This window comes from Pseudomonas flexibilis (assembly GCF_000802425.1).
GTDB lineage: Bacteria > Pseudomonadota > Gammaproteobacteria > Pseudomonadales > Pseudomonadaceae > Serpens > Serpens flexibilis.
In genome coordinates this window covers 34164-54385 of record NZ_JRUD01000019.1, presented here as the reverse complement: position 1 = coordinate 54385, position 20222 = coordinate 34164, and the positions used below count along the sequence as shown (strand labels likewise).

The window sequence follows — 20222 nt, the reverse complement described above, 5'->3', positions numbered from 1 at the left end:
CAAGTCCGACGCCGCCCCCTACCCTGACCGCCATGAAACGCACCCTGCTGATATCCGCCGCCCTGTTGCTGCTCGCCGGCGCCGCCCTGCTGAGCTTCCTGGACTGGGCCAAGGAACGCCCGACCATCCACTACCTGTCCGACCTGCGCACCCAGGTGATCAGCCCGCCGCCGCCCGCCGTGCGACACGGCAACCTGCTGACCATCCGCCCGCAGCTGTTCCCGCTCGACTACCAGAGCCCGGCGCACCTGCGCCTGGTGCTGGCCGCCGCTCTCGACGCGGCCCGCGATGCCGGCCTGCTCAACCCACAAACCCTGGTGGTGCTGCCCGACCATATCGGCACCTGGCTGCTGGCCACCGGCGAAAAACCGGAGTTCTACCGCGCCCGCGACCGCCTGGAAGTGCGCAACTGGCTGCTGCTGGGCAACCCGCTGCTGGCCATGAATGTGCTGCTGCGCAACCTGGACGCCAACCGCCTCGACGAAGCCCTGCTGCGCATGAAGGCCGAGCAGATGGCCACCGACTACCAGGCGCTGTTCGGCGGCCTGGCCAGGGAATACGGCGTGACCCTGCAGGCCGGCTCCATCCTGCTGCCCGAACCGCACATCGACGGTGACGGCCAGTTGCACAGCGGCAGCGGGCCCTTGTGGAACCTCAGCCTGGTGTTCGGCCCGGATGGGCGGATCATTGGCGAGCCGTTCCTGCAGGACTGGCCCTGGACCTCGGTACGCATTCCCACCCAGCGGGTGACGGTCGGCGATCAGCAGTACCTGATCGAGCGCGACTGGCTCCCCGGCTGGCCGCAGAGCCGTGTGCAGCTGCCCAACGGGCGCACCAGCCCGCCCCTGTTCCTGCGCGGCCGGCTCAGCTGGCCGATCGGCGGCGTGCCGCGCGGTGTGGCGCTGACCCCGGCCCAGGCACCGCAGCTCAGCAGCCTGCCCGGCACGCATCTGCTCAACCAGTGGATCGAGCCGTGAAGACAGCGCGCGTGCGCCTGGGCGATCTGTCGGTGGGCAGCGTGCTCAGCCTGGCCGCCGCCCTGCGCCAGCAGGGCATCGATCCGCAGCCGCTGCTCGTCGAGTACGACCTGGACCCGGCGCGCCTGGCCGAACCCCGCGCACGGCTGTCGATTCCCCGCTACATGCGCCTGGGGCATGCCGCCATGCAGCTGTGCGGCGACCCGGCGCTGGGCCTGGAGATGGGCCGCCTCGGCCATATCGCCCAGGTCGGCCTGGCCGGAGTGACCGCCGCCCAGGCGCCTACGGTGCGCGAGGCGGCGCGCACGCTGATCCGTTTCGAGCCGCTGTACGCCGCCAACTACCGGGGGCAGTCGAGCTTCGCGGAAGACGCCGACGGCGCCTGGCTGAGCTTCTATTCGATCAGCCCCTACAACACCTACAACCGCTTCGTGGTCGACGCGCTGCTGGCCGGCTGGCTGCACCAGCTCGGCGCCCTGGCCGGCCGGCCGCTGGCGGCGCAGCGGGTGGAGATCGAGTTCCCGGCCCCGGACTATGCCGAGCGCTATGCCGAGGTGTTCGGCGGCCCGGTGGAGTTCGGTGCCGCGCACAACCGCCTGCGCCTGGATCGCGAGGCGCTGGCGCTGCGCAACCCCGCCCACTGCCCGAGCACCTGGCACCAGTTGCTGGAACTCTGCGAGGCGGAGCTGACGCAGCTGACCCGCACCCGCAGCCTGCGCGAGCGCATCACCCAGTTGCTCGGCCCGCTGCTGCATGGCCGCGAGCCGGATCTGGAGGAGATCGCCCGGCGCCTGCAACTGCCCAGCTGGACCCTGCGCCGCAAGCTGGCCGAGGAAGGCACGCGCTTTCGCGACATCCTCAACGACACCCGCCGCGACCTGGCGATGACCTATATCCGCGACACCGAGCTGAGTTTCGGCGAAATCGCCTACCTGCTCGGCTTCGCCTCGGCGGAAGCCTTCCAGCGCGCCTTCAAGCGCTGGAGCGCTCAGACCCCCGGCGAATTTCGCCGCGCGACGCGAACCGGGTAGGTACAACGACCGCTGTGCGTTGCGCCATGCCGCACGCGACATCGGTCAGCCGGCACGAAGCCGAGCTACGCCATTTCCCGCGTTGCCGGCTCATCGTCGGAGCGCCCAATGCTCGCCGGCGTCTCGACCAGCAGCTCTTCCGGCACGTCCTCGATACGCGGGTCGAGCGCCGCCGCCATCGGGCTCAATGTATCCGGCATCGGCACGTGACTAAGTGGCGCCTCGTCGACACGATGGCGCCCGGTAACACGCTTGGGCTGCACCCAGAAGATCAGCGCCAGGGCGTAGATCGACACCAGCACGTAGAACATCCCCGGCCCAAAGCGCTGCATCATCAGGCCGGCCAGCAGCGGCCCGAGGCAGGCGCCCACACCATAGGTGGTCAGCAGCATGGCCGATAGCGCCACCCGCCGCGACTGCTCGACATGGTCATTGCCCAGCGCCACCGCCAGCGGATACAGGGTGAACAGCAGCATGCCCGTCACGAAGCCATTGGCCAGCAACAACCAGTACGGCAGGCTGAACAGCCCCCAGAGAGGAATGGCGGTCAGGCACAGCAAAATGGCATTGCCCCGGATCAGCCAGCTGCGATCCAGGCGATCGGACAGCCAGCCCAGCGGCCACTGCGCACAGAAACCGGCGACGATGCACATGGCCACGAACAGACTGGCCTGCGAGGTATCCAGGCCATTGCGACTGGCATACACCGGCGCCAGGCCATAGAAGGCGCCGACCATCAGCCCGGCGACGAAGATGCTGCCCAGTGCCTGCGGCACCCGCTTGCAGAAGAAGCCGATCTCCAGCGGGGCCGCCACCAGCTTGGCCGGGTGCACACGCCGCGTCACCGCCAGCGGGATCAGGCACGAGGCGAAACAGATCGCCACCAGCACCAGCGGCTTGAAATCCAGTGAGGGAAGCATTGCCAGCAGCCCCTGGCCAACGACCAGCCCCAGGTCCACAGCCACCATGTAGCCTGCGAAGACCTTGCCACGCATGTGGCTTTCCGCCTGCTCGTTGAGCCAGCTCTCGATGACCATGTACTGGTTCATCATCACCGCGCCCATGACGAAACGCAGCAGCAGCCAGACCTCCAACCGCTCCACCAGCACGTGCAGCAGTACGATCACCGTGGCCAGCCCGGCGCAGGCCACATACGAGCGAATATGGCCGACGCTGGCGATCAGCCGATGGCCGAACTTGCCGCCACACACCAAGCCGAAATAGTAAGCCGCCATCAATCCGCCGACCCAGGCATCGCCTGCGCCCTCCTCCGTCAGGCGCAGGCCCATGTAGGTGCTGAACAGCCCTGAACCGGCGAGCATGAGCAGGGTGGCGGCATACAACGCCGGGAAGGTGACGAGCGGGCTGAACATGGCAACTCTCAGGCAGGACGGCGACAGGCAGTCCAGCGAACAACGGTACAACGGCGGCCCGGCAGCCCCAGCCGGAGCCGCCGAAAAGCGCGCATTATCCACCACGGTGCAGTATCTCGCCATGCATGCAGGGCGCCGACAGCACCGCCGGGTCGTGCCTTGCCCCGTGCAAAGCAGGCTCCGGCACGGGCGGGATGGCCGGTTCCTGACGACGTGACGACTCCCGTCCGCCCCGGCACAATGCCCCCCATGAGCGACTTCCACCCCGCCTGCTGCGCAGCGCTGCGCGAGCACTGGCCCCTGCCCGTCCCCATGCCCGGCGCGCGGCTGGTCAGCACCTTGTTCCAGGCCGACCAGCTGCAACCCGGCGACTTCGTCAGTTGCGCGATTCCCGGCGTGCCCGGCGTCGCCAAGCGCCAGTGCGAATACCTGGCCGGACGCCTGTGCGCGCGCCACGCCCTGCACGCCCTCACCGGCCAGCCGGGCGTCCCCGCCGTCGGCGAGGACCGCGCGCCGCGCTGGCCCGCCGGCGTGGTCGGCTCGATCACCCACAGCCACGGCCAGGCCGCCGCGCTGGTCGCCAGCACCGAACACTGGCGCGGCCTGGGCATCGATCTGGAGCGACTGCTGAGTGCCGAACGCAGCCAGCGCCTGCGTGGGGAAATCCTCACCGCCGGCGAGCGCCAGCGGCTCGAACAGCTGGAGCCGGCGCTGCACGCCTGGCTGACAACCCTGACCTTCTCGGCCAAGGAAAGCCTGTTCAAGGCGCTGTATCCCCTGGTCGGCCAGCGCTTCTATTTCCAGGACGCGGAACTGCTCGACTGGGACCCGGCCGGCCGCCTGCGCCTGGGCCTGCTGCGCGACCTGGGCGACGAATGGCGGGTAGGCGCACAGTTGGAGGGCCAGTTCGGGATGCTGGGCGAGCAGCTGCTGACAGTCGTGGCCACGCCGGCCAGCCCGGGCTAGGCACTTTCCGTACAGCGCCTAGCGATACACCGGATGGCGCCGGCATAGCGCCATCACCTGCTCCCCTACCTGACGAACCACCGTCTCACTGTCGCCGGACTCCAGCGCATCCAGCACGTCACACAGCCAGCCCGCCAACTGCTCGCACTCCGGCACGCCGAACCCACGGGTGGTCACCGCCGGGGTGCCGATCCGCAGCCCCGAGGTCACGAACGGCGAGCGCGGGTCGTTGGGCACCGAATTCTTGTTGGCGGTGATGCAAGCGTCGCTCAGGGCGGCATCGGCGTCCTTGCCGGTGTAAGGCCGGTCGGACAGGTCGATCAGCATCATGTGGTTGTCCGTCCCGCCGGAGACGATCCGGAAACCCCGCCGCTGCAGCACCGCGGCCATGGCCCGAGCATTGGCCACGACCTGCTGCTGATAGGTCTTGAACCCCGGCTGCAGCGCTTCCTTGAAGGCCACGGCCTTGGCGGCGATCAGGTGCATCAACGGGCCGCCCTGGACACCCGGAAAGACCGCCGAATCGAGCTTCTTGTAGAACGTCTCGTCCTGCCCCCTGGACAGGATCAGGCCACCCCGTGGGCCGCGCAGCGTCTTGTGGGTGGTGCTGGTGACCACATGGGCGTGCGGCAGCGGGTTCGGGTACTCGCCGGCCGCCACCAGGCCGGCGACATGGGCCATGTCGACCCAGAACAGCGCGCCGACCCGGTCGGCGATGTCGCGCATGCGCGCCCAGTCCATGTGCCGGGAGTAGGCGGAAAATCCGCCGATCAGCAGCTTCGGCCGAGTTTGCAGGGCGATGCGCTCCATCGCGTCGTAGTCGATCAAACCCGTGCGTGGGTCGAGTCCGTAGGGAACGATCCGGTAATGGCGCCCGGAGAAGTTCACCGGGTTGCCGTGGGTCAGGTGGCCGCCCTGGGCCAGGTTCATGCCCATCACCGTGTCGCCGGGACTGAGCAAGGCCAGGAACACGGCGGCGTTGGCCTGGGAGCCGGCGTGCGGCTGGACGTTGGCGTAGTCGCAATCGAACAGGGCCTTGGCCCGCGCGATGGCCAGGCGCTCGGCCACGTCGACATGCTCGCAGCCGCTGTAGTAGCGCCGGCCCGGATAGCCTTCGGCGTACTTGTTGGTGAGCACCGAACTCTGGATCGCCATCACCAGAGGACTGGCATAGTTCTCGGAAGCGATCAGTTCGGCGTGGTCTTCCTGACGGACTTCCTCGGCATGGATGGACTCGGACAGCTCGGGATCAAAATCGGTAAGGGTCAGGGATGCGTCGTACATAAGGGAACCTGTGGGTTGGAAATCGGGGGCCTGCTAGGCCAGCAGCCGGATGACGCGCGCGGCAATGTCGTCGATCTGCGCGTCGTCGCAGATCAAGGGCGGTAGCAGCCGCAGGGTGGCGCCGCGGGTCACGGTGATGAGCAGGCGCTGTTCCTCCAGCGCCCGGCCAACCAGCTCGGGGCACTGGCGATTCAGCTCGATGCCGACCATCAGGCCCAGGCCACGGATCGCCAGCACCTCGGGACAGCCGCTCAGTCCCTCCTGCAGGGCCGCCAGCAGCCGGCGACCGAGGGTGGCGGCCCGCTGCGGGAGCTGCTCGCGCGCCAGGATGTCGAGTACCGTGCAGGCCACCCGGCAGGCCAGCGGATTGCCACCGAAGGTGGAGGCATGCTGGCCAGGGGAAAACAGTTCCGCCACCCGACCCCGGGCCAGACAGGCGCCGATCGGCAGGCCGTTGCCCAGCGCCTTGGCCAGGGTGATGACGTCGGGCACGATGCCCGCCTGCTGGAAACCGAACCAGCTGCCGGTGCGGCCCAGGCCGGTCTGCACCTCGTCGACCATCATCAGCCAGTCGTGCGCATCGCACAGTTGCCGCAGGGCCTGCAGATAGCCGGCGGAGGCGGCACGCACCCCGCCCTCGCCCTGCACCGGCTCGACCAGCACCGCGACGATGCCCGGGAATTGCCGCGCCGCGTCCCGCAGCGCCTCGATGTCGTCGTAGGGCACCCGCACGAAGCCCGGCATCAGGGGTTCGAAGCCGCGCTGCGCGGCCGGGTTACCGGTGGCCGCCAGGGTTGCCAGCGTGCGGCCATGGAAGCTGTTCTCCATGACCAGCACCTGCGGCTGCGCCACCCGCCGGGCAGTGGCGTGCAGGCGGGCCAGCTTGAGCGCCGCCTCGTTGGCCTCGGCTCCGGAGTTGCAGAAGAACGCCCGCTGCATGCCCGACAAGACGCACAGGCGCTCAGCCAGTCGCTCCTGCCATTCGATGCGGAACAGGTTGGAGGTGTGCAGCAGTTGGCCGGCCTGCTCGGCGATCACGGCGGCAATCTCCGGATGGGCGTGACCAAGGCCGGTCACCGCCACGCCGGCGATCGCGTCCAGGTACTCGATGCCCTGCGCATCCCACAGGCGCGCGCCCTGGCCGCGACTGAACGAAACGGGCTGGCGTGCGTAGGTCGGCATCAGATACGCGGATGAGCGGGTCATGGCATTCCTTCGTGGAGATCGTGGGTAAACGTGCGCGACGTGCTATTCGCCGGCCGCCGGCCAGTAGTGGCTGTCCGGCAGGGCGCGCGCACCGAAGATGGCCTGGCCGACCCGCACCACGGTGGCGCCTTCTTCGATGGCGATTTCGAAATCGCCGGACATGCCCATGGACAGCTCCTCCAGGCCGATACCGGCCGGCGCGTCCTGGCGCAGTCGCTCCCGCAGCTCGCGCAGCCGCACGAAACAGGGACGCACACGGGCCGCGTCGGCGGAGAACAGCGCCAGGGTCATCAGGCCGCGCACGCGCAGCGCGGAGAACGCCGGCAAGGCGCGCAGGAAGTCGGCGACCGCGTCGGGCGCCAGGCCGTACTTGCTGGCCTCGCCGGAGGTATTCACCTGGACGAACACGTCCAGCCGCCGACCCTCGATCTGCAGCCGCCGGTCCAGGGCCTCGGCCAGCCGCAGGCTGTCCAGCGCCTGGAACTCGGCGGCGAAGCGCGCGACCTGCCTGGCCTTGTTGGTCTGCAGGTGGCCGATGACCGACCACTGCAGGTCGCCCAGGTCGGCCATGGCCTGCCACTTGCGCTGCGCCTCCTGCACCTTGTTCTCGCCCAGGACGCGGCAACCGGCGGCATAGGCCAGGCGCAGGTGCGCCTCGTCGAAGGTCTTGCTCACCGGCAGCAGGCGCACGCCCGCCGGATCGCGCCCGACCCGCTGGCACGCCTGGGCGATGCGCTGGCGCACGGCGGCCAGGTTGCGCAGGAAGTCCTCGACGCTGTTGGCCTGCGGGTAGCGGCCATGCTGTTCGTGCAGGCGCGGCATCAGTGGGCCCCTCCCACATCGGCGACCGACTGACCGGCCGGCACGCGGCGCGGCAAACGGCCGTTGAGCACGGCGAATGCCGCCAGCCCGATCACCAGCCCCCAGAACGCTCCGCCGATCCCGAACAGGCTGATATCGGCGGCGGCGGCCAGGAAGGTGATCAGCGCGGCTTCGCGGGATCTGGCATCGGCCATGGCGCTGGCCAGGCTGCCGCCGAGGGTGCCGAGCAGGGCGAGCCCCGCCAGGGTGGTGATGAAGGTCGCCGGGAAGGCCATGAACAGTGCGGCCAGGGTGACGCCGAAGACCCCGACGAGGATGTAGAAGACACCCGCGGCGACACCGGCGATCCAGCGCTTGGCGGGTTCTTCGTGGGCGTCCTTGCCGGTGCAGATGGCCGCCGTGATCGCGGCGAGGTTGAACGCGTGCGAGCCGAACGGCGCCATGAGCAGCGAGCCCAGCCCGGTGACGGTGACAATCGGGTTGGCGCTGGTGCGGAAGCCATCGTTGCGCAGCACCAGCATGCCGGGCATGTACTGGCCGGTCAGGGTGATCAGGAACAGTGGCAGCGCCACGCTGAGCAAGGCATTCAGCGAGAACGCGGGTGGAGTGAACACCGGTGCCGCGAGCCGCAGCTCCAGCCCGGACAGGTCCACCCGCCCCTGGACCAGCAGGAAGGCCAGGCCGAGCAGCAGAATCCCCACCACCGCGTAGCGCGCGCTCAGACGCTTGAGTACCACATAGGCGCCAATCAGCAGCGCGGCCAGCAGCGGATCGATGCTCACGCCCGCGAAGGCACCGATGCCGAACTGCAGCAGGATGCCCGCCAGCAACCCCGCAGCCACCCCCGGCGGAATCATGCGGATGACCTTCTCGAAATAGCCGGACACGCCCAGCAGCACGAAGGCGGCGGCCGAGACAAGGTAGGCGCCGACCGCCTCGGCATAGGGCGTCGTCGCCAGGGCGACGACCAGGAATGCCGCCGCCGGGGTCGACCAGGCGGTGATGATCGGCTCGCGGAACCGCCAACTGAGCAACAGCCCGCTCAGCCCCACGCCGATCGATACCGACCACACCCAGGAAGCCGTCAGCTCAGGGCTCAGGCCCGCCACCTGGGCCGCCTGGAAGACCAGGATGAAGGTGCCGCCATAGTTGACGATCACCGAGACCAGCCCGGCGACGATCGGATGGGCGAGATCGCGGAGGCGAACCGCGGATGGGGAGACAGGGGACGACATGGCTTCAGGTGGCTCCTGGCAACACGAGGCTGGAACTGGCGGCTGATTTATAGCGCGGTAATGGTCCGTAGAACCCGTACACTTTCCATCAGATAACCAGACCACTTTCCCGCCTGGGGCTGCCGTAGGGGTACGTCGAGAAACTCCTTCGGCGCTGAGCGCAACCATGGATAAACTGGCCCGCTTCCGCCGGCCGGTTTTTCTGTTCAGGGCAGACCACTTCGTGAAAACCTTCGAGCTCGAAACGCTGAAGATGCGGCTCAACGATGCCGAGCTTCAGCGCCTGGATCTGCATCAGCGCATTCAGCGCGCCCTGCGCGCGCTGATCCTCGACGGCGCACTGGCCCCCGGCCTGAAACTGCCGGCCACCCGCTCCCTGGCCACATCGCTGGGGGTCGCCCGCGACACGGTCGAAAACGCCTATGTGCAACTGCACCGTGACGGTTTCATCGTGCGACGCGAGGGCTCGGGCAGCTACGTGGCCGAGACGCTCGGCAACGAGTTGCAGGGGATCGCGCGCCAGCGCCCAAGGCCACGGGAGGCCCGACGCAGCGAGACGGCGGCGGCGGAACCCGGCCTGAGCCGGCGTGGGCGCATGATTCTGGACAGCGGCGGGGTCAGCGATCAGCAGGTGGTCAGGGCGTTCGCCACCGGTCTGCCGGAGACCCGCACCTTCCCCATCGATGTCTGGCTACGCCTGCAACGCCAGGCCATGAAGGACTATCGGGCCACCGTCCTGCTGCATGGCGACCCGCAGGGCGCCGAGCCGCTGCGCAAGGCCATCGCCACCTACCTGAACCTGGAACGCGGGGCCGCGTGCACCCCGGAGCAGATCCTGGTACTCAGCAGTACCCGCCAGGCGCTGTTCCTGTGCGCCCAGTTGCTGGTCGATGCCGGCAAGCCGATCCTGCTGGAAAACCCCGGCTACTACGGCGCCCGGAAAGCCTTCGAAAGCGCCGAGGCCAGGGTCGTGCCCATCGATGTCGATGCGCTGGGCATTCGCACCGACCTGCTGCGCGCGGACCGCAGCGGCGCCAATTGCGTCTACGTGACGCCCTCCCACCAGTACCCCACCGGGGCCACCCTGCCACTGGCGCGCCGGCTCGAGCTGATCAACTGGGCGGCGGAAAACGGCAGGTGGATCATCGAGGACGACTACGACAGCGAGTTTCACTACGACGGCTTGCCAACCGCCTGTGTGCAGGGCCTGGACAAGTACCAGCGCACCCTCTACGTGGGCACGTTCAGCAAGACCCTCTCTCCGGGCCTGCGCCTGGGTTACATGGTGTTGCCCCAGCCCCTGGTAAAAGCGTTCACCCATGCGCGCAGCATCATGGACGGACACACCCCGCAGATCCTCCAGCTCACCCTGGCGCGCTTCATGGAAGACGGCCATTACAACGCCCATGTGCGGGCCATGCGCAAACTGTACGCGGGCCGTCGGGCCAGCATGTTCGAGGCCATCGGCAGGCATCTGAGCGGTATCGCCACCGCCATGCGACCTCCGGGCGGCTTGCAGATGCCTTGCCTGCTGGACGAGGGCTGGTCGGAGGAAAGGACCATCCGCCTGGCCGCCAACGCCGGCGTGCAGCTCCCCGGACTCAGTCGCCTGTATGCCGGGGAGGAACGGAAACAGGGTTGGCTGCTGGGCTATTCATCCCTGACCGCCATGGAAATCGAAGCCGCCATGCTGCGCCTGGCCAAGGCGCTGCGCAGCAAATAGGCCCTGCGGCGCGACTCCCTGCGACATTGCTGCGCAATGAAATCGAGCTCGCCTGAGGTAGACCGGGCATCGCACCCTCACACGCGAAACTCCAGCTCGAAGGTCGTCCAACCCTCCGCGCTGTGACAGCGGATCCTTCCCCGGTGCGCCTCGACGATCGAGCGGGTGATGGCCAGGCCCAGGCCGGCGTTGCCGGGGTGGCCTTCGCGGCGGGCCGGGTCGACCCGGAAGAAGCGGTCGAACAGACGCTCCAGATGCTCGGCGGCGATGGTCCCGCCGGGGTTGGCCAATGCCAGGCGCACGCTGTGTTCGCTCTGCCGCAGGGTCAGGCGGATGCTGCCGCCATCCGGCGTGTAGCGCAGCGCGTTGGACAGCAGGTTGGAGAGTGCCCGGCGCAGCATCAGCACGTCGCCCTGCAGCGTGGCCTCGCCGCTCAGTTCGAAACGGATGCCGCGTTCCTCCGCGGACAGCTCGTAGAAATCCAGCAGACTGGCGCACAGTTCATGCAGCGCCACCGGCCGCTGCTCGGGGATGATCAGCCCGTTGTCGGCCTTGGCCAGGAACAGCATGTCGTCGATCATCCGCGCCATGCGCCGCAGCTCTTCCAGGTTGGAATGCAGGTTCTCCTGGTAGTCCTCGACGCTGCGCGCGCGGGTCAGCACCACCTCGGTGTGGGTCAGCAGATTGGTGACTGGGGTGCGCAGTTCGTGGGCGATGTCCGCCGAGAAGTTGGACAGGCGCACGAAGGAGTCCTCCAGGCGCGCCAGCATGGCGTTGAACGCCTGCACCAGCGCGCGCAGCTCGGCCGGCACCTCCTGCTCGATGCGCTCCTCCAGCGAACGGGCCGACACCGAGGCGATCACCTCGGTCACCTGGCGCAGCGGGCGCAGGCCGCTGCGCACCAGCAACCAGCCCAGCAGCACGCTGAGCAGCGCCGCCAGCCCCAGCCCCGCCCACAACCAGCCGGCCAGCTGGTGGGAGAACACCTGATGGGTGGTGACATCCAGCATCAGCTGGATGCTCACCGGCCGCTCGTCCACCACGACCTCCCTTTCCAGTCCCCGCCAGGCGCGCCCCTCGTACCGCCACTCGCCGGAGCCGGCGCCGAACGGGGCCGTGCCCCGCTCCGGCGTGGCGAACAGCGGGCGCCCGTCCTCGAGGATGCGCGCCTGCAGGTCGGCCTGGCCGCTGAACAGCGCGCGCAGCTGCCCGTCGCGGCTCGCCGGCGGCGCCTCGCGCAGCAGGCGTTCGGCAGCGGCAGCCGCGACGCTCAGGGTCTGCTGGTCCAGCTCGTCGAAATGGTGCTGGCTGAGGTGGTTGAAGAAAAACCCCGAGCCCGCCAGCACCCCGGCCACCGCCAGCATGAACAGCAGGCTCAGCCGCGCGGTGAGCGACAGGCGCCTCATGACGGCTCGGGCTCGTCGAGCATGTAGCCCATGCCGCGCGCGGTGTGGATCAGCTTGGGCTCGAAGTCGTCGTCGATCTTGGCGCGCAGCCGGCGGATGGCCACTTCGATCACGTTGGTGTCGCTGTCGAAGTTCATGTCCCACACCTGCGAGGCGATCAGCGACTTGGGCAGCACCTCGCCGCGCCGGCGCAGCAGCAGTTCCAGCAGGGCGAATTCCTTGGCGGTCAGATCGATGCGCCGCCCGGCGCGCACGGCGCGACGCTTGAGCAGGTCCACCTCCAGGTCGGCGATGCGCAGGTGGGTGGTCACCGCCGCCGGGTTGCCGCGGCGCAGCAGGCTGCGCACCCGGGCCAGCAGCTCGGAGAAGGCGAAGGGCTTGACCAGGTAGTCGTCGGCGCCCAGCTCCAGGCCCTTGACCCGGTCCTCGACCCGGTCGCGGGCGGTGAGGAACAGCACCGGCATGTCTTGGCCGGCGGCGCGCACCCGGCGCAGCACTTCCCAGCCGTCCAGGCCGGGCAGCATCACGTCGAGGATCAGCAGGTCATAGGACTCGCTCAGCACCTGCTGCACGGCATCCGCGCCGCTGGTGACGCGGTCGACGCTGAAGCCGGCCTCGCCGAGGCCCTGCTGCAGGTAGGTACCGGTTTTCGGCTCGTCTTCGGCGACCAGGAGTTTCATGGGCAACACCCCCCACGGGAAACAGACGCGGGCAGTGTGCAGCGCCCGAACGACGCTGACCACAAGCTGACAGAAAAGTAATCCCGGGCTCAGCCTGATGTCAGCCATCCGACGCTACGGTGCCAACAGGTAAAAGGAATCCCGCCATGCCCAGCCCGCCGAACCCACACCCTGCAAGTGCCGCCGTCCCGGACCGCGATCCCGTGTGCGGCATGACGGTCAAGTCCGACAGTCCCTACCAGGCCCAGCATGCCGGCCAGCGCCTGCGCTTCTGCAGCCAGCACTGCCTGGACCGCTTCGGCGCCGAACCGCACAAGTACCTGTCCGCCCGGCACGCCGATCACGCGCCGGCTGCCGCGCCCGACGCAGGGGCGGCCGCCACGGCAGCGGCCGCCGAATACACCTGTCCGATGCATCCGGAGATCCGCCAGATCGGCCCGGGCACCTGCCCGATCTGCGGCATGGCGCTGGAGCCGGTCATGCCGGAACTGGAAGAAGAGGAAAATCCGGAGCTCAGGGACTTCTCCCGGCGCTTCTGGTGGACCCTGCCGCTGACCCTGATCGTCACCGTGCTGGCCATGGGCGGGCATGCCCTGAACCTGTTCCACGGCGCTGCGCAGAACTGGGTCGAACTCGCGTTGAGCACCCCGGTGGTGCTCTGGGCCGGCTGGCCGTTCTTCGTGCGCGGCGTGCGCTCGGTGCGGCTGCGCAGCCCGAACATGTGGACGCTGATCGGCCTGGGCACCGCCGCCGCCTACCTGTACAGCCTGGTCGCCACCCTGGCGCCGGGCGTGTTTCCCGCCGACTTCGTACAGGACGGGCGCATCGGCGTGTACTTCGAGGCGGCGGCGGTGATCATCTCGCTGACCCTGCTCGGCCAGATCCTCGAACTCAAGGCGCGCTCGCAGACCTCGGCGGCGATCCGCTCGCTGCTCGGCCTGGCGCCCAAGACCGCGCGGCGCATCAATGCCGACGGCAGCGAAGAAGACATTCCGCTCAGCCACGTGCACAGCGGCGACACCCTGCGCGTGCGACCGGGCGAGAAGGTGCCGGTCGACGGTCTGGTGCTGGACGGCGAAAGCGCGGTGGACGAGTCGATGCTGACCGGCGAGCCGCTGCCGATCATGAAGCGCGCCGGCGACAGCCTGATCGGCGCCACCCTGAACGCCCACGGCAGCCTGGTGATGCAGGCGCAGAAGGTCGGCAGCGCGACCGTGCTCGCGCAGATCGTGCAGATGGTCGCCCAGGCGCAGCGCTCCAAGGCGCCGATGCAGCGGCTGGCCGATGTCATCGCCGGGTACTTCGTGCTGGTGGTGATCGGCATCGCCATCCTGACGTTGTTCGTCTGGGGCCTGTGGGGGCCGGAGCCGAGCTGGGTGTTCGGCCTGATCAACGCGGTGGCGGTGCTGATCATCGCCTGCCCGTGCGCCCTGGGCCTGGCCACGCCGATGTCGGTAATGGTCGCCACCGGCAAGGCGGCGAGCAGCGGCGTGCTGTTCCGCGACGCCGGCGCCATCGAGAACCTGCGCAAGATCGACACGCTGATCGTCGACAAGACCGGCACCCTGACCGAAGGCCGCCCCGCGTTCCACAGCGTCGAGGCGGCGCCCGGCTTCGCGCGCGACGAGGTGCTGCGCCTGGCCGCCAGCCTGGATCAGGGCAGCGAACATCCCCTGGCCCACGCCATTGTCGATCAGGCCCGCGCCCTGGGCCTGGCGCTGAGCACGCCCGAGGCGTTCGAATCGGCCTCCGGCATCGGCGTGCGCGGCCAGGTCGAGGGCCGCCGCCTGCTACTGGGCAACACCGCGCTGCTGACCGACGCCGGCGTGGATACCGGCCCGCTGCAGGCCAGCGCCGAACGGCTGCGCGGCGACGGGGTGAGCATCATGTACCTGGCGGTGGACGGCACGCTGGCCGGGCTGCTGGCGGTCGCCGATCCGATCAAGCCGACCTCGAAACTGGCAGTCGAGCGCCTGCAGGCCGATGGCGTACGGGTGATCATGGCCACCGGTGACGGCCTGACCACCGCCCGCGCGGTGGCCCGTGAGCTGGGCATCGAGGAGGTGCACGGCGAGGTCAAGCCGCAGGACAAGGAGCGCCTGGCCGCCACCCTGCAACAGCAGGGTCACCGCGTGGCCATGGCCGGCGATGGCATCAACGACGCCCCGGCCCTGGCGCGCGCCGATATCGGCATCGCCATGGGCACCGGCACCGACGTGGCGATGAACAGCGCCCAGGTCACGCTGGTCAAGGGCGACCTGCTCGGCATCCTGCGCGCGCGCAGTATGTCGGTGGCCACCGTGCGCAACATGCACCAGAACCTGACGTTCGCCTTCCTCTACAACACGCTGGGCATTCCGCTGGCCGCCGGCCTGCTCTATCCGCTGACCGGCCTGCTGCTCTCGCCGCTGATCGCCGCGCTGGCCATGAGCCTGAGCTCGGCCTCGGTGGTGTTCAACGCACTGCGCCTGCGCAAGGTTTCCATCGACTGATCCGGAGAAGTTCCATGCACCCCAGACTGCGTATCGCAGCCCTCGCCGCCCTGCTGCTGAGCGGCGCCGCCCAGGCGGCCGAACCCCTGACCATCGACGTGCACCGCGACGCCAATTGCGGCTGCTGCAAGGACTGGATCGTCTACCTCAAGGACAACGGTTTCACGGTGCGCGACCACGTCGAGCGCGACATGGGCGCGGTCAAACAGAAGCTGGGCGTGCAGCCGCGCCTGGCCTCCTGCCACACCGGCGTGATCGACGGCAAGTTCGTCGAGGGCCACGTGCCGGTGGCGCAGATTCACGCCCTGCTCAAGCGCCCCGCCCTGCGCGGCATCGCCGTGCCAGGCATGCCCGCCGGCTCGCCGGGCATGGACTACGGCCAGCCGCACGAGGCGTATCAGGTGCTCGGCCTCAACCGCGCCGGGCAGGACGAGGTGCTGGCCAGCTACCCGGCGCCGAAGGTGCCGCGCCGCTGAGCTGACGAAAACGTAATCGACGCTTCAGCCTGCCGTCAGCGGCGCTGCCGCAGGCTGGGGGTAGATCGCAATGCCAGAGGATTTCCCCATGCAATCCCGCCTGTTGGCGCTGGCACTGACCAGCGCCCTGTTCGCCGGCACGCCCGTGATGGCTGCCACCGTCTATGTCGCCAACGAAGGCGCCGGCAGCCTGACCATCATCGACGAGGACGCCGCGTCCACCCGCACCGTCGCCCTGGAGGTGCTACCCCACAACGTGGATCTGACCCCCGATGGCAAGTCCCTGCTGATTGTCGGCATGCCCGCTGGCCAGGCGCATGGCCACGGCGGGCATGGCGGGCATGACGAAGGCGGTCGCCTGTTGGTGCTGGATGCGCTGAATCCCGACGCCCCGGCAATCCCGATTGCCATCGGCGGTCACCTGGCCCACGTGGTGCCCGATGCCAGCGGCAAATGGGTATTCATCACCGATGCAGACAGCCATGCGGTGCTGGTCGTCGACCTCGTCACCAGGCGGGTCGCGGAGCGCATCGCGGTAGGTCGCTACCCTCACGGCCTGCGCCTGTCGCCGGACGGCCGCAGCCTGGCGGTGGCCAACCGCGACAGCGGCGATGTCAGCCTGATCGACGTGCAGCGCCGCAAAGAAGTCGCGCGCATCGCGGTCGGCAAGAAACCGGTGCAGGTCGCCTTCGCCCCCGACGGCCAGCGCCTGTTCGTGTCCCTCAGTGGCGAAGACGCGGTGGCGGCGGTCGATCCGCGTCAGCGCTCGCTGCTCGACACCTACCCGGTCGGCCCCGGTCCCATCCAGCTGTCCGTCTCGCCCGATGGCAAGCAACTGGTGGTGGCCAACCAGGGCAGCGCACAGGCGCCCGGACACAGCCTGTCGGTCCTGGATGCCCGCAGCGGCCGGCTCCTGGCCAGCCCGGAGGTCGGCAAGGGCGCCCACGGCGTGTCCATCGCCGAGGGCGGCAGCCGCGCCTACATCAGCAACGCCTTCGACGCCAGCGTGTCGGTGGTCGACCTGAACAGCCACCGGGAGTTGACCCGCTACCCGACCGCCGCTGGCCCCAACGGCATCGTGGCGCGCTGAGTTCGCGCACCTTCTTGACTCATAAGGACATCCGCTCGCATGCATTCCACGACTTCACGACGCACCTTGCTCAAGGGCCTCGCCGCCGGCGGCGCCTTCGCCGGCCTGGGCCTGTGGCGCCAGCCGGTCTGGGCGCTGACCAGCCCCGGACAGCCGACCGTGCTGGCCGGCACCGAGTTCGACCTGACCATCGACGCGCTGGACGTCGACTTCACCGGCAAGCGGCGCACCGCCATGGCCATCAACGGCTCGATTCCCGGCCCGCTGCTGCGCTGGCGCGAAGGCGACACCGTGACCCTGCGCGTGCGCAACCGCCTGCCGGTGGACACCTCGATCCACTGGCACGGCATCCTGCTGCCGGCCAACATGGACGGCGTGCCGGGTTTCAGCTTCGCCGGCATCGCGCCGAACGGCCTGTACGAATACCGCTTCCGGGTGAAGCAGCACGGCACCTACTGGTACCACAGCCATTCCGGCTTCCAGGAGCAGCTCGGCGTGTACGGCCCGCTGATCATCGAGCCACGGCAGCCCGAGCCCCACCGCTACGAACGCGACTACGTGGTGATGTTCTCCGACTGGACCGACGAGAATCCCGCGCGGGTGCTGGCCAAGCTGAAGAAGCAGTCCGACTACTACAACGAGCACCGCCGCACCGTCGGCGACTTCATCCGCGACGTGGCCGACCAGGGCTGGAGCGCAACGCTGGGTGACCGCTGGGCCTGGGCACGGATGAACATGAGCCCCACGGACCTGGCCGACGTCAGCGGCGCCACCTACACCTACCTGCTCAATGGCCGCACGCCGGCGAATCCCTGGAGCGGGTTGTTCAAGCCGGGCGAGCGCATTCGCCTGCGCCTGATCAACGGCTCGGCCATGAGCTACCTGGATTTCCGCATCCCCGGCCTGAAGCTCACCGTGATCGCCGCCGACGGCCAGCCGGTCGAGCCGGTGCAGGTGGACGAACTGCGCTTGGCGGTGGCGGAAACCTATGACGTGCTGGTCGAACCCGGCGACCAACCGGCCTACAGCCTGTTCGCCCAGGCCATGGATCGCAGCGGCTATGCCTGCGGCACGCTGGCGGTGCGCGATGGCCTGCGCGCGCCGGTGCCGGCCGTGGACCCGCGCCCGGTGCTGAGCATGGCGGACATGGGCCACGGCGAGCATGGGGCGCACGGCCAGGCGGCCGGTATGGATCACGGTTCCCACGGTTCGATGGCGGATATGGATCACAGCGCTCACGGCGCCATGGCGGGCCTAGATCAGGGCACGGTGACGCACCCGGCCAGCGAGACGGGCAACCCGTTGCTCGACATGCAGACCATGATGCCGGTGGCCAAGCTGGACGATCCGGGCATCGGCCTGCGCGACAACGGGCGGCGGGTGCTGACCTACGCCGACCTGCGCAGCCGCTTCGCCGACCCGGACGGTCGCCAGCCGGGGCGCACCCTGGAGCTGCACCTGACCGGCCATATGGAGCGCTTCGCCTGGTCGTTCGACGGCGTGCCGTTCGCCGATGCCGAGCCGATCCGCCTGAAGTACGGCGAGCGCCTGCGCATCGTGCTGGTCAACGACACCATGATGCATCACCCCATCCACCTGCACGGCCTGTGGAGCGACCTGGAGGACGAACCGGGCAACTTCCTGGTGCGCAAGCACACCATCGACATGCCGCCCGGTTCCCGGCGCAGCTTTCGCGTCACCGCCGACGCGCTGGGCCGCTGGGCCTTCCACTGCCACCTGTTGATGCACATGGACCTCGGCATGTTTCGCGAAGTCCGCGTGGAAGAATGAGGAAGCCGATGATGAACCTCCGCAGCACATCCCATTTCGCTTCGCTGACCGTCGGCCTGCTGCTTACCACACAGGCGCTGGCACAAGGTGCCCACGATGGCCACCATCCGCCGAGCACGCCCTCACCCAGTGCCGATGACCATCGCCACCACCGTGCGCCAGCGCACGGCGCCGGCCGCACGCCGATCCCGGCGCCAACCGCCGCCGACCGCGCCGCCGCCTTCCCCGACCTGCCGCCGCACGCCATGCACGCGGGCGGGACCAACTTCCTGCTGCTTGCCGACCAGCTGGAATGGCGGGATGCCGACGACGGCAACGCCCTGGCCTGGGATATCGACGGCTGGATCGGCGGCGATATCAACCGCCTGGCGGTGCGCTCGGAAGGCGAGCGCATCGATGGCCACACCGAGGAAGCCGAACTGCAGCTGCTGTGGAGCCACGCCATCGGCCCCTGGTGGGAAAGCGTGCTCGGCGTGCGTCAGGACTTCAAGCCGGGCTCGCCGCAGACCTGGGCGGTGGCGGGCGTCCAGGGCATGCCGTTGTACGGCCTGGAAACCGAAGTCAGCGCGTTCTTCGGCGAAGGCGGCCAGACCGGCCTGCGCCTGGCCGCCGACTACGACATCCTGCTGACCAACCGGCTGATCCTGCAGCCGGCCGTGGAGCTCAACCTGCACGGTCGCAACGACGCGGCGCGCGGCGTTGGCGCGGGCTTCAGCGATGTGGAGGCCGGCCTGCGACTGCGCTACGAGATCACCCGGCAGTTCGCCCCCTACCTGGGCGTGAGCTGGCAGCGCGCCTATGGCAACACGGCGGATTACCTGCGCCGCGCGGGAGAGGATCGCGAGGAAACCGCCGTGGTCGCCGGGGTTCGTTTCTGGTTTTGAGGCCCGCGACCGCTACCGGCCAGGGGCGTTTGGCTGCGCGCCAGGACGCAAAGTTCCGCGTTTTGTAAGGACGGCTTAAAAAGTCGGTAAAGCCGTGCAGCTCGTCGGCCGAGGGCTTGTTTCGGCACCCTCGGGCAGCGAGCATCGCCCCGTCATTTTTCTGAGGCCACACCTGATGAAGAAGCATGCCCCGATTGTTTTCCTGACCCTCGGCCTGTTCAGCGGCGCCGCCTTTGCCGGCAATAACACCGAAGCCGCCGTCGGTGGAGCGCTGGGTGGCGTGATGGGCAGCGTGGTCGGCGGACACCTTGGCGGCAGCACCGGCGCGGTGATCGGCGCCGGGGTCGGTGGTGCTGCCGGCAGTGCCGTTGGCGCCGACAAGCGCTCTCGCACCGAAGCCGCTGTCGGCGGTGGACTGGGCGCGGCCGGTGGCAATGTGCTGGGCCAGCAGGTCGGCGGTACCAATGGCGGCCTGCTGGGTGCCGCCGTGGGTGGCGCCGCCGGCGGCGCGCTGGGCAATGCCTACGGCGATGATGACAGACGCGATTACCGGGGTGATTACCGGGGCGACCGTCGCCATGTGCGCCACGATCACAAGCACAAACGCGGCCGGGGCCATTACAAGGAGCAGTGGCACCACAAGTACCGCTGAGTCCTTCCCCTCTCCCCGGCCGGGTGAGAGGGGATAACGCCTCTGCCCCAAAACAGGGAGCGCGACGGGCGCTTCGCCCCATCAGGGATCATTCGTCAAGCCCGTCGCGCCTGCCCTTATTCGCCGCCAAACCC

The 20222-nt window shown here is 69.0% G+C and carries 17 protein-coding genes; 10 read left to right on the top strand and 7 right to left on the bottom strand.

What is annotated here, in order from left to right; translation table 11 throughout:
- Nucleotides 1-32: 32 nt before the first annotated feature.
- Entirely contained in the window at nt 33-977 is a 945-nt protein-coding gene (locus tag SF06_RS12335) for a carbon-nitrogen hydrolase family protein (protein WP_039561742.1), read from the top strand.
- Nucleotides 974-2008, top strand: coding sequence for an AraC family transcriptional regulator (locus SF06_RS12330; protein WP_039561740.1), 1035 nt, complete (start codon nt 974-976; stop codon nt 2006-2008). Before SF06_RS12335 ends, SF06_RS12330 begins: the two co-directional genes overlap by 4 nt.
- Nucleotides 2009-2073: 65 nt before the next feature.
- On the opposite strand, the gene SF06_RS12325 is transcribed toward SF06_RS12330, so the two are convergent.
- Complete coding sequence (locus SF06_RS12325) at nt 2074-3381, bottom strand: MFS transporter (RefSeq protein ID WP_039561738.1); 1308 nt, start codon at nt 3379-3381, stop codon at nt 2074-2076.
- Between the two features lie 249 nt (nt 3382-3630).
- On the opposite strand from SF06_RS12325, the gene SF06_RS12320 reads away from it, so the two are divergent.
- Nucleotides 3631-4347, top strand: a complete 717-nt coding sequence (locus tag SF06_RS12320; protein ID WP_039561735.1) for a 4'-phosphopantetheinyl transferase family protein — start codon at nt 3631-3633, stop codon at nt 4345-4347.
- 18 nt (nt 4348-4365) lie between these two features.
- On the opposite strand, the gene glyA is transcribed toward SF06_RS12320, so the two are convergent.
- From glyA to SF06_RS12300, 4 genes are read right to left on the bottom strand one after another with little or no spacing between them, the layout of a single operon-like run.
- Nucleotides 4366-5631: a serine hydroxymethyltransferase gene (gene glyA, locus SF06_RS12315; RefSeq protein ID WP_039561733.1), complete on the bottom strand. Its 1266-nt coding sequence runs from the start codon at nt 5629-5631 to the stop codon at nt 4366-4368.
- Between the two features lie 33 nt (nt 5632-5664).
- Nucleotides 5665-6837 (bottom strand): aspartate aminotransferase family protein, encoded by a 1173-nt coding sequence (locus SF06_RS12310; RefSeq protein WP_039561732.1) that lies wholly within the window; start codon nt 6835-6837, stop codon nt 5665-5667.
- Between the two features lie 42 nt (nt 6838-6879).
- Nucleotides 6880-7659 (bottom strand): YggS family pyridoxal phosphate-dependent enzyme, encoded by a 780-nt coding sequence (locus tag SF06_RS12305; RefSeq protein WP_039561729.1) that lies wholly within the window; start codon nt 7657-7659, stop codon nt 6880-6882.
- Complete coding sequence (locus tag SF06_RS12300) at nt 7659-8894, bottom strand: benzoate/H(+) symporter BenE family transporter (protein ID WP_039561727.1); 1236 nt, start codon at nt 8892-8894, stop codon at nt 7659-7661. The genes SF06_RS12305 and SF06_RS12300 overlap by 1 nt, the downstream gene beginning before the upstream one ends.
- Nucleotides 8895-9147: 253 nt before the next feature.
- On the opposite strand from SF06_RS12300, the gene pdxR reads away from it, so the two are divergent.
- On the top strand, nt 9148-10617 hold the full coding sequence (pdxR, locus tag SF06_RS12295) for a MocR-like pyridoxine biosynthesis transcription factor PdxR (protein WP_039561880.1): 1470 nt from the start codon (nt 9148-9150) through the stop codon (nt 10615-10617).
- A 77-nt stretch (nt 10618-10694) separates the two neighbouring features.
- Here pdxR and SF06_RS12290 read toward each other — a convergent pair whose 3' ends face one another.
- Both SF06_RS12290 and SF06_RS12285 read right to left on the bottom strand, forming a co-directional pair.
- Nucleotides 10695-12023: a heavy metal sensor histidine kinase gene (locus SF06_RS12290; protein ID WP_039561725.1), complete on the bottom strand. Its 1329-nt coding sequence runs from the start codon at nt 12021-12023 to the stop codon at nt 10695-10697.
- A complete protein-coding gene (locus tag SF06_RS12285) occupies nt 12020-12703 on the bottom strand; it encodes a heavy metal response regulator transcription factor (protein ID WP_027591810.1) in 684 nt (227 codons plus the stop codon). The genes SF06_RS12290 and SF06_RS12285 overlap by 4 nt, the downstream gene beginning before the upstream one ends.
- Nucleotides 12704-12915: 212 nt before the next feature.
- Here SF06_RS12285 and SF06_RS12280 point away from each other — a divergent pair, with 212 nt between their 5' ends.
- From SF06_RS12280 to SF06_RS12255, 6 genes are all read left to right on the top strand, one after another.
- Nucleotides 12916-15195 carry a heavy metal translocating P-type ATPase gene (locus SF06_RS12280; protein ID WP_234703329.1) on the top strand — a complete coding sequence of 760 codons (2280 nt, stop codon included), beginning with the start codon at nt 12916-12918 and terminating at the stop codon, nt 15193-15195.
- Between the two features lie 14 nt (nt 15196-15209).
- The gene (locus SF06_RS12275; RefSeq protein WP_039561723.1) at nt 15210-15671 is read left to right on the top strand and encodes a DUF411 domain-containing protein; all 462 of its coding nucleotides are present in this window, start codon (nt 15210-15212) and stop codon (nt 15669-15671) included.
- Nucleotides 15672-15759: 88 nt separating this feature from the next.
- Complete coding sequence (locus SF06_RS12270; RefSeq protein WP_027591928.1) at nt 15760-16761, top strand: YncE family protein; 1002 nt, start codon at nt 15760-15762, stop codon at nt 16759-16761.
- Nucleotides 16762-16800: 39 nt separating this feature from the next.
- Nucleotides 16801-18552 (top strand): copper resistance system multicopper oxidase, encoded by a 1752-nt coding sequence (locus tag SF06_RS12265; RefSeq protein ID WP_039561722.1) that lies wholly within the window; start codon nt 16801-16803, stop codon nt 18550-18552.
- Between the two features lie 11 nt (nt 18553-18563).
- A complete protein-coding gene (locus SF06_RS12260; RefSeq protein WP_234703326.1) occupies nt 18564-19436 on the top strand; it encodes a copper resistance protein B in 873 nt (290 codons plus the stop codon).
- 175 nt (nt 19437-19611) lie between these two features.
- Nucleotides 19612-20088, top strand: coding sequence for a YMGG-like glycine zipper-containing protein (locus SF06_RS12255; RefSeq protein ID WP_037009246.1), 477 nt, complete (start codon nt 19612-19614; stop codon nt 20086-20088).
- Nucleotides 20089-20222 lie beyond the last annotated feature (134 nt).

Bases quoted from the DNA above. Each gene is read 5' to 3' on its own strand.
- SF06_RS12320 (WP_039561735.1), top strand. From the start codon at position 3,631: ATGAGCGACTTCCACCCCGCCTGCTGCGCAGCGCTGCGCGAGCACTGG.
- SF06_RS12335 (WP_039561742.1), top strand. From the start codon at position 33: ATGAAACGCACCCTGCTGATATCCGCCGCCCTGTTGCTGCTCGCCGGC.
- SF06_RS12255 (WP_037009246.1), top strand. From the start codon at position 19,612: ATGAAGAAGCATGCCCCGATTGTTTTCCTGACCCTCGGCCTGTTCAGC.
- SF06_RS12300 (WP_039561727.1), bottom strand. From the start codon at position 8,894: ATGTCGTCCCCTGTCTCCCCATCCGCGGTTCGCCTCCGCGATCTCGCC.
- SF06_RS12310 (WP_039561732.1), bottom strand. From the start codon at position 6,837: ATGACCCGCTCATCCGCGTATCTGATGCCGACCTACGCACGCCAGCCC.
- SF06_RS12275 (WP_039561723.1), top strand. From the start codon at position 15,210: ATGCACCCCAGACTGCGTATCGCAGCCCTCGCCGCCCTGCTGCTGAGC.
- pdxR (WP_039561880.1), top strand. From the start codon at position 9,148: ATGCGGCTCAACGATGCCGAGCTTCAGCGCCTGGATCTGCATCAGCGC.
- SF06_RS12325 (WP_039561738.1), bottom strand. From the start codon at position 3,381: ATGTTCAGCCCGCTCGTCACCTTCCCGGCGTTGTATGCCGCCACCCTG.
- SF06_RS12270 (WP_027591928.1), top strand. From the start codon at position 15,760: ATGCAATCCCGCCTGTTGGCGCTGGCACTGACCAGCGCCCTGTTCGCC.
- SF06_RS12290 (WP_039561725.1), bottom strand. From the start codon at position 12,023: ATGAGGCGCCTGTCGCTCACCGCGCGGCTGAGCCTGCTGTTCATGCTG.
- SF06_RS12280 (WP_234703329.1), top strand. From the start codon at position 12,916: ATGACGGTCAAGTCCGACAGTCCCTACCAGGCCCAGCATGCCGGCCAG.
- SF06_RS12265 (WP_039561722.1), top strand. From the start codon at position 16,801: ATGCATTCCACGACTTCACGACGCACCTTGCTCAAGGGCCTCGCCGCC.
- SF06_RS12285 (WP_027591810.1), bottom strand. From the start codon at position 12,703: ATGAAACTCCTGGTCGCCGAAGACGAGCCGAAAACCGGTACCTACCTG.
- glyA (WP_039561733.1), bottom strand. From the start codon at position 5,631: ATGTACGACGCATCCCTGACCCTTACCGATTTTGATCCCGAGCTGTCC.
- SF06_RS12260 (WP_234703326.1), top strand. From the start codon at position 18,564: ATGAACCTCCGCAGCACATCCCATTTCGCTTCGCTGACCGTCGGCCTG.
- SF06_RS12305 (WP_039561729.1), bottom strand. From the start codon at position 7,659: ATGCCGCGCCTGCACGAACAGCATGGCCGCTACCCGCAGGCCAACAGC.